The 16,867-nt window shown below is 70.1% G+C and carries 12 protein-coding genes; 6 read left to right on the forward strand and 6 right to left on the reverse strand.

The features are described from left to right. Positions 1-34 precede the first annotated feature (34 nt). Positions 35-961 carry a Cof-type HAD-IIB family hydrolase gene (locus OG737_RS14285; RefSeq protein ID WP_328926552.1) on the forward strand — a complete coding sequence of 309 codons (927 nt, stop codon included), beginning with the start codon at positions 35-37 and terminating at the stop codon, positions 959-961. Between the two features lie 40 nt (positions 962-1,001). Here OG737_RS14285 and OG737_RS14290 read toward each other — a convergent pair whose 3' ends face one another. The 4 genes from OG737_RS14290 to OG737_RS14305 are packed head-to-tail and all read right to left on the reverse strand — an operon-like array spanning position 1,002 to position 8,914. Next, on the reverse strand, positions 1,002-2,744 hold the full coding sequence (locus tag OG737_RS14290) for a GAF domain-containing sensor histidine kinase (RefSeq protein ID WP_405679459.1): 1,743 nt from the start codon (positions 2,742-2,744) through the stop codon (positions 1,002-1,004). Between the two features lie 24 nt (positions 2,745-2,768). Next, entirely contained in the window at positions 2,769-6,338 is a 3,570-nt protein-coding gene (cydD, locus tag OG737_RS14295; RefSeq protein ID WP_405921586.1) for a thiol reductant ABC exporter subunit CydD, read from the reverse strand. A gap of 50 nt (positions 6,339-6,388) precedes the next feature. Then, positions 6,389-7,390: a cytochrome d ubiquinol oxidase subunit II gene (gene cydB, locus OG737_RS14300; protein ID WP_328926554.1), complete on the reverse strand. Its 1,002-nt coding sequence runs from the start codon at positions 7,388-7,390 to the stop codon at positions 6,389-6,391. A gap of 18 nt (positions 7,391-7,408) precedes the next feature. After that, complete coding sequence (locus OG737_RS14305; protein ID WP_328926555.1) at positions 7,409-8,914, reverse strand: cytochrome ubiquinol oxidase subunit I; 1,506 nt, start codon at positions 8,912-8,914, stop codon at positions 7,409-7,411. 190 nt (positions 8,915-9,104) lie between these two features. Here OG737_RS14305 and OG737_RS14310 point away from each other — a divergent pair, with 190 nt between their 5' ends. After that, positions 9,105-9,473 (forward strand): cyclophilin-like fold protein, encoded by a 369-nt coding sequence (locus tag OG737_RS14310; RefSeq protein WP_405921587.1) that lies wholly within the window; start codon positions 9,105-9,107, stop codon positions 9,471-9,473. 58 nt (positions 9,474-9,531) lie between these two features. On the opposite strand, the gene hisC is transcribed toward OG737_RS14310, so the two are convergent. After that, entirely contained in the window at positions 9,532-10,611 is a 1,080-nt protein-coding gene (gene hisC / locus OG737_RS14315; RefSeq protein WP_328926557.1) for a histidinol-phosphate transaminase, read from the reverse strand. 361 nt (positions 10,612-10,972) lie between these two features. Here hisC and OG737_RS14320 point away from each other — a divergent pair, with 361 nt between their 5' ends. From OG737_RS14320 to OG737_RS14330, 3 genes are all read left to right on the forward strand, one after another. Then, positions 10,973-12,088: a LacI family DNA-binding transcriptional regulator gene (locus OG737_RS14320; protein WP_328926558.1), complete on the forward strand. Its 1,116-nt coding sequence runs from the start codon at positions 10,973-10,975 to the stop codon at positions 12,086-12,088. A gap of 231 nt (positions 12,089-12,319) precedes the next feature. Continuing rightward, complete coding sequence (locus tag OG737_RS14325) at positions 12,320-13,579, forward strand: metallophosphoesterase (RefSeq protein ID WP_328926559.1); 1,260 nt, start codon at positions 12,320-12,322, stop codon at positions 13,577-13,579. Between the two features lie 149 nt (positions 13,580-13,728). Then, entirely contained in the window at positions 13,729-14,553 is an 825-nt protein-coding gene (locus OG737_RS14330; protein ID WP_405921588.1) for a hypothetical protein, read from the forward strand. 49 nt (positions 14,554-14,602) lie between these two features. Here the strand turns inward: OG737_RS14330 and OG737_RS14335 are convergent, their stop codons facing one another. Next, the gene (locus tag OG737_RS14335) at positions 14,603-15,187 is read right to left on the reverse strand and encodes a hypothetical protein (protein ID WP_405921589.1); all 585 of its coding nucleotides are present in this window, start codon (positions 15,185-15,187) and stop codon (positions 14,603-14,605) included. 396 nt (positions 15,188-15,583) lie between these two features. On the opposite strand from OG737_RS14335, the gene OG737_RS14340 reads away from it, so the two are divergent. Next, positions 15,584-16,783 (forward strand): glycosyltransferase, encoded by a 1,200-nt coding sequence (locus tag OG737_RS14340; RefSeq protein ID WP_405679448.1) that lies wholly within the window; start codon positions 15,584-15,586, stop codon positions 16,781-16,783. Positions 16,784-16,867: the final 84 nt, after the last annotated feature.

Here is a 16,867-nt window from a genome sequence, read left to right on the forward strand (position 1 = left end):
GACGAGCCGCACATGGTCCGGCCGTCCCCGGGCAATGGGCGAAGATGGAGCCGTGACCTCGGCTCCCCAGCGCCCGGACGGGCCAAACCCCATGCCCCGGCTCATCGCCACCGACCTCGACGGCACCCTGCTGCGCGATGACAAGTCTGTCTCGCCCCGCACGGTCGCCGCTCTCGCGGCCGCCGAGGAGGCCGGCATCGAGGTCTTCTTCGTCACCGGCCGCCCGGCCCGCTGGATGGGCGTGGTCAGTGACCACGTCCACGGCCACGGCCTCGCGATCTGCGCGAACGGCGCGGCGGTCGTGGACCTCCACGCCGGGCACGAGTTCGTACAGGTAAGAGCCCTCCCGAGAGCTGACGCCCTCGCCGTCGTGGACGCTCTGCGGGCTGCTGCGCCCGGTACTTCCTTCGCGGTCGAACTGACCACCGGCATCAACTACGAGCCGACGTACCCGCCGTTCTTCCAGGACCCGGGCGCCCACCTCGCCACCGCCGAGAAACTGCTGCGCGAGGACACGGACGAAAGCTCCGCACCGGTGCTCAAGCTCCTCGCACACCACGCCGAGCTGGCCCCGGACGAGTTCCTTGCGCTGGCCCGCTCCACCGCCGGCGAGCACGCAGCGATCACCCGCTCCAGCCCGACCTCCCTGCTGGAGATCAGCGGAAAGGACGTCTCCAAGGCGAGCACCCTGGCGCTGTGCTGCGCCGAGCGCGGTATCTCCCCCGCCGAGGTCGTCGCCTTCGGGGACATGCCGAACGACGTGGAGATGCTCAGCTGGGCGGGCACCTCGTACGCGATGGGCAACGCCCATCCGGATGTGATCGCGGCCGCGTCCGGCCGTACGACCGCCAACAACGAGGACGGCGTCGCCGTCGTCATCGAGCACATCGTGGCCGACCGGATCGCGCAGCGGCTGCTCCAAACAGGAGCTCCTGCGACACCTGGACGCCTGGACGCCTAGGGCCGGTCTCTCGGATCCGGCCTGATCCGAAAGGCCCGCCCTAGAGCGGGGCCTCCCACACCACGGTGGTCCCGCCACCGTCCTCGCCGATGCCCGGGCCGTACGAGCTCGCGCCTCCCAGCGACTCGGCCCGTCGGCGCAGATTCCGCAGCCCGCTGCGCCGTCCGCCCTCGGCGATGCCCACCCCGTCGTCGGCGACCTCCAGCCGGACCCCGGGGCGCCCGTCGGCCAGCGTGACCGTGGAGTCCACGACCACGTCGATCCGGGACGCGTCGGCATGACGGAACGCGTTGGACAGGGCTTCGCGCAGCGCGGCGATCAGGTTCTTGCCCACCAGGTCGTCCACGACCGCGTCGATCGGGCCGAGGAAACGGTGCGCGGGCTTGAAGCCGAGCGGCACGGCCGCCATGTTGATCTCCCGCAGCACCCGGGTGCGCAGCCCGGAGGGGGCTTCCGCCGGGCCCTGCTGGAGCGCGAAGATCGCGGTGCGGATCTCCTGGATCGTCACGTCCAGCTCATCCACGGCCTTGCCGATCCCGTCACCGACCTCGGGGACGATGGACCGGCGCTGGGCGCCTTCCAGCATCATCCCGGTGGCGAACAGCCGCTGGATGACCAGGTCGTGCAGGTCCCGGGCGATCCGGTCGCGGTCCTCGAACACGGCGAGCCGCTCCCGGTCGCGCTGCGCCTCGGCCATCATCAGGGCGAGCGCGGCCTGGGAGGCGAACTGCGTGGCCAGGGTTCGCTCGGCCTCGCTGAACGGGCGCTTGCCGCGGGCCCGCGGGGTGACCAGGGCGCCCAGTACGCGCCCGCCGCTGTGCAGCGGGAGCATCATGCAGGGCCCGTACTCGCTGGTGAGCTTGCTGATCATGCGCGGGTCGGACGCTGCGTCGTCCACGAAGACGGGCTCGCCCTGCAGCAGCCTGTCCACCACCGGGCTCTCGGCGGGGATCACCACGCCGAGCGAGGTGGCCGGGTTCTCGGCGGAGACGGCGACGATCTCCATCCCGCCGTCCTCGGTCGGCAGCATCACGATGCCGGCGGAGGAGTCGGCCAGGTGACGGGCCTGCTCGGCGACCACGGCGAGGGCGTCGTCCGCGTCCCCGCCGGACAGGAGGGCAGTGGTGACGGCTACCGAGCCGTCGATCCAGCGCTCGCGCTGAGTGGCGGCCTCGTACAGCCGGGCATTGCCAATGGCGATGCCCGCCTCGGTGGCCAGCACCCGGACCATGTGCACGTCGTAGTCGTTGAACGCGTCACCGCCGTTCTTCTCGGTGAGGTACAGATTGCCGAAAATCTCCCCCTGCACCCTGATCGGGACACCGAGGAAGGTCTTCATGGGCGGATGGTGCGGAGGGAATCCCGCCGAGCGCGGATCCTTCGTCAGATCGTCGAGGTGCACGGTGTCGGGGTGCGAGATCAACGCTCCCAGAAGACCCCGCTTCCCGTCCGGACGGTGCCCGATCTTCCGGGCCAGCTCGGAGCTGATCCCGTACGTGACGAAGTCCGAAAGCCCGCGGCCCTCGGTGTCGACGACGCCGATCGCCGCATAGCGGGAGTCCGCGAGCTCGGCCGCGGTCTCGCAGATGCGGTCCAGCGTGGAGTGCAGCTCAAGCCCGGTACCGACCGACCTCATGGCCTCCAGCAGTTGCGGTACCCGGGCCGTGAGCTCGGTGGACAGGCCTTGCAGACTCCTGGCGGCCTGGGTGGCGGCCATCAGCGGGTCCGGTGCTCCAGGTGACGGGTTCTGCGGTTCCTGCGGCTGCGACTCCTGCAGTGACATGCCCTTGAGAGTAGTTAGTCCCCTTTAGCGGGGAAAGTCGGCCTGGAGAAAGTCGGCCACGGGCCCGTCCGCCTCCCGTTCCCTCTCCAGCAGCCGCCGCAACGGCCCTTCGGCGGCGGCCAGCTCCGCGTACGCCCCGCGCTGGACGACCTCTCCGCCGTCGAGCACGAGAACCTCGTCGACTGCCTCCAGGCCGGCGAGCCGGTGGGTGATCAGCACGGTGGTACGGCCCTCGGTCGCTTCCAGCAGGTCCGCCGTCAACGCGTCCGCCGTGGCCAGGTCCAGATGCTCGGCCGGCTCGTCCAGCACCAGCACGGGGAAGTCCGCGAGCAGCGCCCGCGCCAGGGCCAGGCGCTGGCGCTGACCGCCGGAGATCCGCTCGCCGTGCTCGCCGACCAGCGTGTCCAGCCCGTCCGGCAGTCCGTCGGCCCACTCCAGCAGCCGCGCCGCGGCCAGCGCTTCCCGGAGCTCTTCCTCGCTCGCTCCGGTCCGGGCCAGCCGCAGGTTCTCCCGCACCGAACTGTCGAAGAGGTGCGCGTCCTGGGCGCAGAGTCCGACGAGCGCGCGGACGTCATCACCGTCGAGGATCCGGGCGTCGGTCCCGCCCAGGGTGTACGCGCCGTCGCGCAGGTCCAGGAACCGCAGCAGGACCTGGGCCAGTGTGGTCTTTCCGGAGCCCGAGGGTCCGACGACGGCGACGCGGCGGCCGGCCTCCAAGGTCAGGTCCAGGCCCCGCAGCGCGTCGCGTTCCTGGCCGGGGTGCCGCGCGGTGAGCCCCGTCAGCCGCAGCGGGAAGGGTGAACCGGGCGCCGCCGCGGGCTGCTCCGGCTCGGCGACGGGAACCGGGGAGTCAATGACCTCGTAGACCCGTTCGGCGCTGCGGCGCACCCGCTGGCGGTACTGGACGGCGAGCGGAAGGCCGTTCACCGCCTCGAACGCGGCGAGGGGCGTCAGCACCGCGACGGCCATGGCCACCCCGGACAGCCGTCCGTCGTGGACCGCGGTCGCAGCCGCGGCCGCGGCCGCCACGACGGTCAGCCCGCACACCAGGGCGGACAGCCCGCCGCCCAGACCGCCTGCGGCGGCTCCGCGCGCGGCGATGCGCGTCAGCACGCCGTCGCTCTCCCGGGCCCTGCCCTTGCGGTCCTCCAGCGCCCCGGCGACGGTCAGTTCCGCGGTACCGGTGAGCAGATCGGCCACCCGGGTGGCAAGTTCACCCCGGGCGGGAGCGAGCCGACGCTCGGCACGCCGGGAGCAGGCCCCGCTCACCAGCGGAACGCCGACCCCTGCGGCGAGCAGTCCGACGGCGAGGGCGGCGCCGGCCTCCGGCAGCAGCCAGACGGTGAAGGCGACCGAGCCGGTGCCCACGAGCACCGCGGTGCCCACCGGCAGCAGCCAGCGCAGCCAGTAGTCCTGGAGTGCGTCGGCGTCGGCCACCAGCCTGGCCAGCAGATCCCCCCGCCGGTGCTCTCGCAGCCCGGCGGGGGCGATCCGCTCCAGCCGCCGGTACACGGAGACCCTCAGATCGGCGAGCATCCGCAGCACGGCGTCGTGCGAGACGAGCCGCTCGGCGTACCGGAAGACGGCCCGCCCCATTCCGAAGGCCCGGGTGGCAGTGACCGCCACCATCAGATAGAGCACGGGCGGCTGTTCGGAGGCCCGTGAGATCAGCCAGCCGGAGACCGCCATCAGCCCGACGCTGCACCCGACGGCCAGCGCCCCGAGGAGCAGTCCGAGCCTGAAGCGTCCTTGCCAGGCCCTGGCCACCGCGCGGACCCGACCCAGCGGATCGGCTGCGCCCGGATCGGTCCCGCCACCGGCCCGCGCCGGCTCGGGCGCGGCTCCGAGGATCCACTCCCCGCCGTCGTCGGTGGCACCGCCCGGAGCCTCGGTCCGGACGGATGCGGGACGGGGGAGCGGCTCCGCAGCGGCGGGCAGCCCGGAACAGCCGTCGGCCTGCGCGATCGGAACCACCCGGTCGGCGACGGCGAGCAGCGCCGGCCGGTGCACGACCAGCAGCACGGTCCGGCCCACGGCGAGCCGCCGGACCGCGTCCACCACCCCGGCCTCGGTCTCGCCGTCCAGCGCCGCGGTCGGCTCGTCCAGCAGCAGCACGGGCCGGTCCGCCAGGAACGCCCGCGCCAGGGCCAGCCGCTGGCGCTGCCCGGCGGACAGACCCACGCCGCCCTCGCCCAGGAGGGTTTCCACCCCGTGCGGCAGCCCCGTCACGAACTCCCAGGCTCCGGCATCCTTCAACGCCCGGGCCACCTCCGCTTCGGAGGCCCCCGCCCGGGCCAGCCGTACGTTCTCCCCGATCGTCCCGGCGAACAGATGCGGACGTTGCGGCACCCAGGCGATCTGCTCCCGCCACTGCTCCTGGGACAGCTCCGCCAGGTCCACCCCCGCCACCCGTACCCGCCCCGCGGTCGGTGTCACGAACCCCAGCAGCACCTGGAGCAGCGTGGACTTCCCGGCCCCGCTCGGTCCGGTGAGGGCCACGCACTCTCCCGGTCCGACCGTCAGCGACAGCGGTCCGGGCGAGTCCTGGCCCCGGCCCTCGTACCGGACGCGGACGTCGTCGATCTCGATGCGCAGGGGAACGCCGCTCGGCAGCCCGGCCCCGCCGGCCGGGCGTACGACGGGTGCCTCCAGCACCTCGAAGATCTCCTCCGCGGCGGCCAGGCCCTCGGCGGCCGCGTGGTACTGCGCGCCGACCTGCCGCAGCGGCAGGTACGCCTCGGGCGCCAGGATCAGGATGACCAGTCCGGTGTAGAGGTCGAGCTCCCCGTGGACCAGCCGCATGCCGATGGTCACCGCCACCAGCGCCACCGACAGGGTCGCCAGCAGTTCCAGGGCGAAGGAGGAGAGGAAGGCGATGCGCAGCGTCCGCATCGTCGCGCGCCGGTAGTCGTCGGTGATCTTGCGGATCGACTCGGCCTGGGCCTTGGCCCGCCCGAAGACCTTCAGAGTGGGAAGTCCGGCGACCACATCGAGGAAATGCCCCGACAGGCGTGACAGCAGCCGCCACTGACGGTCCATCCGGGACTGGGTGGCCATCCCGATGAGGACCATGAACACGGGGATCAGGGGCAGCGTGACCACGATGATGGCCGCCGACACCCAGTCCTCGGTGACGATGCGGGCGAGCACGGCCACCGGCACGACCACCGCGAGCCCCAGCTGGGGGAGGTAGCGGGAGAAGTAGTCGTCGAGGGCGTCCACACCGCGGGTGGCCAGCGCCACCAGCGACCCGGTCTTCTGTCCCGTCAGCCAGGCGGGGCCCAGATCCGCGGCCCGGTCCAGCAGCCTGCCGCGCAGTTCCGACTTGACCGCCGCACCGGCCCGGTGCGCGGCCAGCTCCGTCAGCCAGGTGATCAGGCCGCGCCCGACCGCCACCGCCGCGAGCAGCAGCAGGGGCGTCCGCAGCTCCGCCCCGCCGAGCCCCTCCTCGAAGGCGCCGACCACGATCTCGGCGATGAGCATCGCCTGCCCGACGACCAGCCCCGCCCCGGCGAGGCCCAGGGCCACCACCGCCCCCAGGAACAGGCGGGTGGAACGGGCGTACCGAAGCAGGCGCGGGTCGACCGGTTTCACGTGAAACATCCCCCAAGGGAGGGTCAGGCGGGAGGGGCGGATGCCGGGGCTCAGTGCACGTCGACGATGTGCTGCGTCCCGATCCGCTTGCGGAACACCCAGTACGTCCAGCCCTGGTAGAGCAGGACGAGCGGCGTGGCCACTCCCGCGCACCAGGTCATGATCTTCAGGGTGTAGGGGCTGGACGAGGCGTTGGTGACCGTGAGGCTCCAGGCGTCGTCCAGCGAGGACGGCATGACGTTCGGGAACAGCGTCAGGAAGAGCATCGCGACGGCAGCCGCGATGGTGATCCCGGACAGTGCGAACGACCAGCCCTCGCGGCCCGCCAGGTTGAAGCCGAGGGCGCCGGCCAGCGCGATCACCGCGACGGCCATCGCGACCAGGCTCTTGGCGTCGCCGCTGTCGAGCTGGGTCCAGCCCAGGAAGAGCAGGGCCAGTACGGCGGTGGCCACACCCAGCCGGGTCGCCAGCTTCCGCGAGCGGTCCCGTATGTCACCGACCGTCTTGAGCGAGGTGAAGACCGCGCCGTGGAAGGTGAACAGGGTGAGCGTGACCAGGCCGCCGAGGATCGAGTAGACGTTGAGCAGGTCGAGGAAAGTCCCGACGTACTCCTTGTTCTGGTCGATCTTCACGCCGCGCACGATGTTGGCGAAGGCCACGCCCCACAGGAACGCGGGGATCAGCGAGGTCCAGAAGATCGCGTGTTCCCAGTTGGTCTGCCAGCGCTCCTCGGCCCGCTTGTGCCGGTACTCGAAGGCGACACCGCGGATGATCAGGCAGACCAGGATGAGGAGCAGCGGCAGGTAGAACCCGGAGAAGAGCGTGGCGTACCAGTCGGGAAAGGCCGCGAAGGTCGCGCCGCCCGCGGTGAGCAGCCAGACTTCGTTGCCGTCCCACACGGGTCCGATCGTGTTGATCAGGACCCGCTTCTCCGTGCGGCCGCGGGCGAGCAGCTTGGTGAGCACGCCGACTCCGAAGTCGAAGCCCTCCAGGAAGAAGTAGCCGGTCCACAGGACCGCGATGAGCAGGAACCAGACGTCGTGGAGTTGCATGGTGTGGTCTCCTCAGCCTCAGTACGAGAAGGCCATCGGCCGGTCGGGGTTCTTGTCGTCTCCGCCGATCCTGGTGGGCGGGTTGAGGTCGGCCTCGGTGAGCTCGGGCGGACCGGCCTTGACGTACTTGACGAGGAGCCTGACCTCGATGACGGCGAGCACGGCGTACAGGAGCGTGAACCCGATCATCGAGGTGAGCACCTCGGCCTGGGAGACGTTCGGCGAGACCGCGTCCCGGGTGCGCAGCACTCCGTAGACCACCCAGGGCTGGCGCCCCATCTCGGTGAAGATCCAGCCCCAGGAGTTGGCGATGAGCGGGAAGCCCATCGTCCAGAGCGCGACGATCCAGTACAGGCCGGCGAACTTCGGGCTCAGCGCCTTCTTGAAGAGGACCAGGTGAGGGACCTCCTCCTCCCCGGTGCGCAGACCGGGCGGCAGCAGGAACTTCTTGCGGGTCAGCCACAGTCCCAGCACTCCGACGCCGACGGAGGCCATGCCGAAGCCGATCATCCACCGGAAGCCCCAGTAGGCGACCGGGATGTTGGGCCGGTAGTCGCCGGGGCCGAACTTCTCCTGCTCGGCCTTGTTGACGTCGTTGATGCCCGGGACGAAGGAGGTGAAGTCGTCGTTGGCCAGGAAGGACAGCAGGCCGGGAATCTCTATCGCGACCTTGTTGTGGCCCTTCTCCACGTCGCCGTAGGCGAAGACCGAGAAGGGGGCCGGCGCCTCGCCGTCCCAGAGCGCCTCGGCGGCGGCCATCTTCATGGGCTGCTGCTTGAACATCACCTTGCCGAGCAGGTCACCGCTCAGGGCCGTGCCCATACCGGCGATGATCATGACGACCAGGCCGAGCCGCAGCGAGCTCCGCATCACCGGGATGTGCCTCTTGCGCGCCAGGTGGAAGGCGGCGATGCCGGTCATGAACGCACCGCCCACCAGGAAGGCGGCCGTGATGGTGTGGAAGAACTGGGTGAGCGCGGTGTTCTGGGTGAGCACGAGCCAGAAGTCGGTGAGCTCGGCCCGGCCGCGCTCCTCGTTGATCCGGTACCCGACCGGGTGCTGCATCCAGGAATTGGCCGCCAGGATGAAGTAGGCGGACAGGACGGTGCCCATGGACACCATCCAGATGCAGGCCAGATGGATCTTCTTCGGCAGCTTGTCCCAGCCGAAGATCCACAGACCGATGAAGGTCGACTCGAAGAAGAAGGCGATCAGCGCCTCGAAGGCCAGTGGGGCACCGAAGATGTCACCGACGAATCGCGAGTAGTCGGACCAGTTCATGCCGAACTGGAACTCCTGGACGATGCCGGTGACGACACCCATCGCGATATTGATCAAGAAAAGCTTTCCCCAGAACTTCGTGGCCCTGAGGTACTTCTCCTTCTCGGTGCGCACCCAGGCCGTCTGCAGGCCGGCCGTGAGGGCGGCGAGCGAGATCGTCAGGGGAACGAAGAGGAAGTGGTAGACGGTGGTGATGCCGAACTGCCATCGCGCCAATGTCTCCGGCGCCAAAGCTAGGTCCACGTCGTCTTCTCCTTGTCGTCGCCGTGGGTCACAGCCGCAGGCTGTATGGCGGCTTCCCCCCATAACGGGAGGAAGCAGGACACGCTTGTGAACGCGTTCACATTCACAAGCATTATGGCGCACCCGTTTTCGACCCTTAGAGGCGGGGTCCCCCTAGCCAAGAAATTCAACAGATTGTTGAATGTGGCCCATGAAGATTCGCATCTCCTGGCCCGTCGGCCAGCTCACAGCAACCCTCGACGAGACCCCGACCAGCAAGGCGCTGGCCGAGGCCCTTCCGATCTCCGCGTCCGCGAACACCTGGGGCGAGGAGGTCTACTTCGACACCGGCGTCTCCGTGGCCCTGGAGCACGACGCCCGGCAGGTCGTCGAACCCGGCACGGTCGCGTTCTGGACCGAGGGCGACGCGCTGGCGCTGCCCTACGGCCCCACACCCATCTCGCGCGGAGGCGAGAGCCGCCTGGCGAGCCCGTGCAACGTGCTCGGCTCGTTCGACGGCGACTCCCGCCTGCTGGCCACCGTCCGCGACGGCGACCCCGTCCGCGTGGAACTCGCGTAACGCGCGGGCATCACTTAACGCATGGAAATCGCGCAACGCGCGCAGGTCCCCGCCGGAGCTACAGCTCCTTGAAGAACGCCTCCGCCGTGTGCAGGAAGAGGTCGTTCGCCTCGGTCTCACCGATCGTGACCCGCAGGCCCTCGCCCGCGAAGGGCCGGACCACCACACCGGCCTTCTCGCAGGCGGCCGCGAAGTCGGCGGTCCGCTCCCCCAGCCGCATCCACACGAAGTTCGCCTGCGTGTCCGGGACCGTCCAGCCCTGCGCCAGGAGCGTCTCGTGCACCCGGTTCCGCTCGCCCACCAGCGCCCCGACACGGCCCATCAGCTCGTCCTCGGCGCGCAGCGAGGCGACCGCCGCGTCCTGTGCGAGCTGGCTGACACCGAAGGGCACCGCCGTCTTGCGCAGCGCCGCGGCCACCGGCTCGTGTGCCACCGCGAAGCCGACGCGCAGACCGGCGAGCCCGTACGCCTTGGAGAACGTACGCAGCACACAGACGTTCGGGCGGTTGCGGTACAGCTCGATGCCGTCCGGCACGTCCGCGTCGCGCACGAACTCGCGGTAGGCCTCGTCCAGCACCACCAGGACGTCCGTGGGCACGCGGTCCAGGAACCGCTCCAGCTCTGCGCGGCGCACCGCGGTACCTGTGGGGTTGTTGGGGTTGCAGACGAAGATCAGCCGGGTCCGCTCGGTGATCGCTTCGGCCATCGCGTCCAGGTCGTGGACGTCGCCCTCGGTCAGAGGGACGCGCACGGAGGTCGCACCCGAGATCTGCGTGATGATCGGGTAAGCCTCAAAGGAACGCCAGGCGTAGATGACCTCGTCGCCCGGGCCGGCCGTCGACTGGATCAGCGACTGGGCCACACCCACCGAGCCGGTACCGGTGGCGATGTGCTCCACCGGCACCCCGAACCGCTCCGCGATCTCGTTCACCAGGCCGGTGCAGGCCATGTCCGGGTACCGGTTGAAGTTCCCGGCCGCCGCGACCGCGCTCTCCAGCACCCCGTTCAGCGGCGGGTACGGGTTCTCGTTCGAGGACAGCTTGTACGCGACGGGCCCACCCGCGGCGGCCGGCTTGCCGGGCTTGTATGTGGGAATGCCGTCCAGCTCGGCGCGCAGCTTCGGGCTCTTCTCGCTCACCGCAGGTCCTCCTCGACCATCCCGTACGACGTCGCCGTCGACTCAATACTGCTCACCTTATGAGGATTCCGCTCTTCCGAGAATGGGGGCGCCTGGAATGCGGGGGAGCGCGCGCATATATGCGCGCGCCGGTGGCCTGCGCCGTGGCGCGCATCCCTCGTGCAGGTGAGTTGAGAACGGCCCGCGACCGTACCGCTTTGGCATGCTCGTACCCGCCGACAAGCCTCACGGCAGCCTTCAGCAAGCAAATACCTTCAATTCCAAGGTCATTGGGGGTGGCGAACCCTGCAGAAACGTGCCTGTCAACGCGTGCATATGCACCCAGACCACCCACCCCACCGAGCCCTACTATCGGCTCGCCATGACAGCAGCAGGGAAGCATCACGTGAGCCGGACCGAGACCACCCGGCGGGCCACCGGCCGACAGGGCCGGGCAGGCATCAGGGACGTGGCCGCCGCAGCGGGCGTCTCCATCACAACCGTCTCCGACGCGCTCAATGGCAAGGGGCGGCTGCCGGACGCCACCCGCCGCCACGTTCGCGAGGTCGCCGACCGGCTGGGCTACCGCCCGTCCGCCGCCGCCCGCACCCTCCGTACCGGCAAGTCGGGCCTCATCGGCCTGACCGTGACGACGTACGGGGATGAACCTTTCACCTTCACCGAATTCGCCTACTTCGCCGAGATGGCCAGAGCCGCCACCTCCGCCGCGCTCGCCCGCGGCTACGCCCTCGTCATCCTCCCCGCCACCTCCCGACACGACGTGTGGTCCAACGTCGCCCTCGACGGCACCGTCGTCATCGACCCCTCCGACCACGATCCCGTCGTCACCGAACTGGTCCGCCAGGGCCTGCCCGTGGTCTCCGACGGCCGCCCCGCAGGCTCCCTCCCCGTCACCGCCTGGGTCGACAACGACCACGAGGCCGCCGTACTGGGCCTCCTCGACCACCTCGCCGCCGCCGGCGCCCGCAGGATCGGGCTGCTGACCGGCACCACCACCGACACCTACACCCGGCTCTCCACGACCGCCTACCTCAACTGGTGCGAGCGCGTCGGCCAGGACCCCGTCTACGAGTCCTACCCCGCCCACGACCCCTGCGCGGGCGCCGTGGCCGCCGACCGGCTCCTCGCCCGCCCCGACCGGCCCGACGCCGTGTACGGGCTCTTCGACCCCAACGGCACGGACCTGCTCGCCGCGGCCCGGCGCTACGGCCTGCGCGTACCCGAGGACCTGCTGCTCGTGTGCTGCAGCGAGTCCACCGTGTACGCCAACACCGAACCGCCCATCACCACCCTCTCCCTCAAACCGCGCCGCATCGGCACCGCCGTGGTGCAGTTGCTCATCGACGCGATCGAGGGAGTGGACACCGGACGCCCCGTCGAACAGGTCGTCCCGACCGAGCTCATCATCCGTACCTCGTCACAACGCAGGCAGCCCCGAACGACCGTCAGTCCACCCCGGTCTCCGGCCCAGGACTGACGCGCCACACCGCTCCTCGGCGGCGCTGCCGACACCGCCGAGGATTTCCGCAACACCGATATTGGTATAAAACGGTAGGAACGATCGGCTCCGGACAGGATTCACCACCCCTGGTGCGTCACACAGCGCGAGCCGCATTCCTATGATGGGCGCACGACATCACGGACCCTCCTCCCCGGAGGTCAGGAGGGTCCGCAGGTGTACGGCAGCGCGACGGTGGTGGAGGGGTCGATGACTCAGGGGGCCGGTCAGGGACCCGCGATGCGGACGGATACGCTGCGGGACTTCCGGGTTCCGGTCACCGAACCCGCCCCGTACGCCGTATCCACCGGGCTTCCCGGTGAGGCTCCCGTGTACGGCGAGTACCCGGCGTACTACGAGGACGGCGCGCTGAGCGTGCCCCAGCAGCCCGGCTACCCGCCGCAGGCGAACGCACAGTCCGTGCCGCAGCCCGTGGCACCGCCCGTCCCGCATCACGACGTGCACGGCGTGCACGAAGCGCACGCGACCGCCGAGCCCGCGGAGCCCGCCGACCCCGAGGACGACGGCTTCGACGGCTACACCCCGACCCACCGCGACCTGCCCGTCATCGGACGCGGCGCGCTCGGCGGCCCCGGCGACACCGTCCAGGTGCAGTACGTCCCCCAGGACACCGCGGCCGCCGGTCCCGGCCCGCTCTACGTGGTCGGCGACGTCCACGGCTACCTCGACGAGCTCGTCACCGAACTCCACGCCCAGGGCCTGATCGACAGCGAGCGGCGCTGGTCCGCGGGCAACGCCCGGCTCTGGTTCCTCGGCGACTTCACCGACCGCGGCCCCGACGGCATCGGCGTCATCGACCTCGTCATGCGGCTGTCCGCCGAGGCCGCGGCGGCCGGCGGCTACTGCAAGGCCCTCATGGGCAACCACGAGCTGCTGCTCATCGGCGCCAAGCGGTTCGGCGACACCCCCGTCTCCTCCGGCGCCGGCACAGCCACCTTCCAGGCCGCCTGGCTGCTCAACGGCGGTCAGCGCACCGACATGGAGCGCCTGCAGGACGTACACCTGCAGTGGATGTCCCGCCTGGACGCGGCCGTCCTGGAAGAGGACCACCTGCTGCTGCACTCCGACACAACGGCCTACCTGGACTACGGCGACTCCATCGAGGACGTCAACGACACCATCCACGAGCTCCTCAACCGGGGCGACGCCGACATCACCTGGGACCTCTTCCGCAAGTTCACCAAGCGGTTCGCCTTCCGCGACGAGGAGACCGGCCCGGTGGCCGTACGCGAACTGCTCGGCACCTACGGCGGAAGCCGCGTCGTGCACGGGCACAGCCCCATCCCGTACCTCCTCGGCGAAGTGGGCACCGAGGATGGCGACGAGGCGCGCGGCCCGGAGGCGGTGGACGGCCCCCACGTGTACGCGGACGGGCTCGCCATCGCCATGGACGGCGGGGTCACAATGGCGGGCAAACTGCTGGTCGTGCAACTTCCCCTGCGCGACTGAGGATTGTCACCAGGGGGGTATTTACGGAAAGCCCCTGTCAACCTGCGGTGTGGTCCCTCTACCATCGCTCTATCCGTAGCAGGCTCTCCTCCGTTTGTGCCGGCGCCCGGGTCTACGCGGGCAAACCGGCCTCCACGGAGCATCGGGGGATGCACATGACCAGCGCTCCGCACCTGCTGACCGAAGACCGGCCCGAGTTCGATCGGCTCCTCGACGAGGCGCTGCGCACCGCACACGAACGGCCCGAGCTCGCCACCCTCGGCGAACGCCTGAACGCCGAACAACTGCGCACCATGGCCCTGGGGGCCAGCGCACTGCTGACGGCTGCGGCCGCCGCGGAGTACGACTACTACGTGAAACTCCGCGAGGAACGACGCGACGAGGCCCTCTCCGCTCCCGGGACCCTGGACGAGGAGGACGGCGGACAGGGAGGCGCGGGCCTCGGCGCCGTGATCGCGGTCCTCGCGCCCGTTCTGGCGGGCACCGCCATGCTGATCTTCCTGCTCGTGGGCTACATCCTGAAGATGATCGAGCCCGAACCGGCCTTCGCCGAGACCATGCTGACGGCGGGTTCGTTCTTCGGGGTGCTCACCGCCGCCGCCCTGATCTTCGCCGTGATCGGCCTGCTGGTGACCGCGCTGCGCAACAGCGCGACCGAGGTGGCCGTGGACGGGGCGGAGGCGATATCCGACGAGGTCGCGCAGGCCCGGGAGGCCTGGCGCAACGCGCTGCTGGAGCGCGGGATCATGCCGTTCCTGCGGGACGCCCTGGCCGATCCGGGTATGGGGCCGGAACATCCGGCGCCCCGCACGCCAGGGGCCGGGCGCATCCCCAACCTGGGATACACCCGGCCCGACTTCACCAGTCCGGGATCCCCGTCACAGGGTCCCCGGCCGGGCTACACGCCTCCGGACTTCACGGGCCCGAAGTTCACGGGCCCGGACTTCGGCGGCCCGGAGCACGAGCCGGAGTGAACCTCCCGGCCGCCCGGCCTCGCGCCCCGCTTACCTTCCTCTGCTGCCCCTACTTCATTGCTTTCGGCAGGTAGTTGGGATCCATCGGCCGAATCGGCGGCGCGTTGGCCGCCCGGCGGGCGACGTCCGGGTCACCCGGGTCGGGCTGGGGGTTCGCCTCGGTCCACACCCCGTTGCACGTGAGGGTGCCGGGACCTGGGTTGACGGCGCAGTTGGTCTCCCAGATCACCCCTTCCGTCGTCACCACCTCGACCAGCAGCTGGTTGGCCTGATGGCTGATGGAGATCGCACAGGCGTCGTCCGGGAAGTCGCCCTCCTGGTTGAGGGTGAGGTCGTACCAGGTCCAGAGACCCGGGGTCGGCTGAAGCCCGCGGATGCCCGCGTACGCACGGGTGTCGCCGGGGAGTACCGCCTTGAACTCCCGTGCGTTGCTGTCCCGGACGGAGTCGATGTCCACGCACTGGGACGCACCGGTGGCTCCGGTCGCACCCGTGGCTCCCGTGGCCCCGGTCGCGCCCGTGGCACCCGTCGCGCCGGTCGCGCCCTGGGGACCCCTGGGGCCCGTCGGACCCGTCGGACCCTGCTTGCACTCGTCGTCGCCGCCACCACCGCGCGGGCCGGCTTGGGCGGCCACTCTCGGATCGTAATCGTGCTTGTCCGACTTTTCGTGCTTGTCCGACTTGCAGTGGTCACCCGTGGGGGCCGCCGCGCGGACCGCCGCGGTCGCCTGGATGGCCTGAGCCGTGGCGAACGCGGGGCTGGAAATTCCCGTCACCACCAGGGCGAGTGATGCGAGGGTGCCGCCAGTCAGCCAACCGCTCCGCCTGGGCAGCGGACCAAGGCGTGACCTGGTCCTGTTCTCGGGGCTCATATACGCCGCTCCTTCTCGAAACCGGATCGAACGATGTGCGATGGGCCGTCTCGGGCCACCTCGGTCATCGTGGGTATCGCGGTCGCAAGTGGTGGAACGCCTCGCGGATAAGTCAACTTATCGGACCAGCAGTATGAGCCCAATGGAGTCTTTTGGGAGGTGGCGGACGCGACGCGCCCAGGCGCGGACGAACCGTGGCCTACCGTCGGCTCACGGTCGTTTTCATCACCACAGGGGATGGAATCCTTGAGAGCAACAGTCTGCCTGAACATGATCGTCAAAAATGAGGCACCGGTGATCCGGCGCTGTCTCGAATCGGTGCGCCCTTTGATCGATACATGGGTGATCGTGGACACGGGCTCGACGGACGGCACCCAGGACATCATCCGGGAATTCTTCGGCGATCTGCCCGGTGTCCTGCACGAACGGCCGTGGAAGGGATTCGGCGACAGCCGCAGCGAGGCGATCGACCTTGCCCGCTCCAGCGCGGACTACCTGCTGTTCATCGACGCCGACGACGTGATGCAGGTACAGCCCGGCTTTCGCATGCCCGACCTCACTCTCGACGCGTACCGCATCGCGGTGCACCACGAGCCCGTCATCCACTGGCGGCCCGCTCTGGTCTCCACCCGCTTGCCGTGGAAATACGTCGGCGTACTCCACGAGTACATCGACTGCGAAGTCCGGCACAGCAGCGGCGTGCTCGAAGGCGCCAATATCCTCATCATCGGCGGCGGGGCACGCCTCAGGGAATCGGGCGAGCGGGAAAAGTACCTGCGCGACGCGGCGGTACTCGAACAAGGTCTGGCCAAGGAACCCGGAAATGCCCGGTACGCGTTCTACCTGGCCCAGAGCTGGCGCGACGCCGGAGAACCGGAGAAATCCCTCGCCGCCTACGACCGCCGCGCGGACATGGGCGGCTTCGCCGAGGAAGCCTTCTGTGCCCAGCTGTACGCGGCACGCATCGCGGCGAACCTCAAGAAGCCGTCGGCCGAGGTGATGGACCGCTTCCTTCGCGCACACGAGAGCCGTCCCACGCGCGCCGAGGCGATCGGCAGCCTCGCCCGCGTCTGCCGGCTCGAGAGCCGCTGGCCGCTGGCGTACATGTTTGCCCGGCAGGCGGTCCGGATCCCCCGCCCGGACGACATCCTGTTCGTCGAGTTCGACTGGCACGACTGGCGCGCGCTCGACGAACTCGCCGTGGCCGCCTACTGGGTCGGCGAGTACCAGGAGTCGCTGGACTGCTGCGAGCGCCTCCTCCAGGACGGCAGGCTTCCCGTCGAGCAGCACGACCGGGTCACTGCCAACCTCGAATTCGCACGGCGCAAGCTGGACCCGCAGTACCAGGTGGTCGCCTGACCGCCGCTCCCACGCACGAGACTGGAGGGCGTCGCCCCGGCCGACAGGCCGTGGAGCGGCGCCCTCCAGTCGTCCCGCCGGGCC

This window comes from Streptomyces sp. NBC_00122 (assembly GCF_045160845.1).
Classification (GTDB): Bacteria; Actinomycetota; Actinomycetes; order Streptomycetales; family Streptomycetaceae; genus Streptomyces.

Bases quoted from the DNA above. Each gene is read 5' to 3' on its own strand.
- OG737_RS14320 (WP_328926558.1), top strand. From the start codon at position 10,973: ATGACAGCAGCAGGGAAGCATCACGTGAGCCGGACCGAGACCACCCGG.
- OG737_RS14330 (WP_405921588.1), top strand. From the start codon at position 13,729: ATGCACATGACCAGCGCTCCGCACCTGCTGACCGAAGACCGGCCCGAG.
- OG737_RS14285 (WP_328926552.1), top strand. From the start codon at position 35: ATGGGCGAAGATGGAGCCGTGACCTCGGCTCCCCAGCGCCCGGACGGG.
- cydB (WP_328926554.1), bottom strand. From the start codon at position 7,390: ATGCAACTCCACGACGTCTGGTTCCTGCTCATCGCGGTCCTGTGGACC.
- OG737_RS14325 (WP_328926559.1), top strand. From the start codon at position 12,320: ATGACTCAGGGGGCCGGTCAGGGACCCGCGATGCGGACGGATACGCTG.
- OG737_RS14310 (WP_405921587.1), top strand. From the start codon at position 9,105: ATGAAGATTCGCATCTCCTGGCCCGTCGGCCAGCTCACAGCAACCCTC.
- OG737_RS14290 (WP_405679459.1), bottom strand. From the start codon at position 2,744: ATGTCACTGCAGGAGTCGCAGCCGCAGGAACCGCAGAACCCGTCACCT.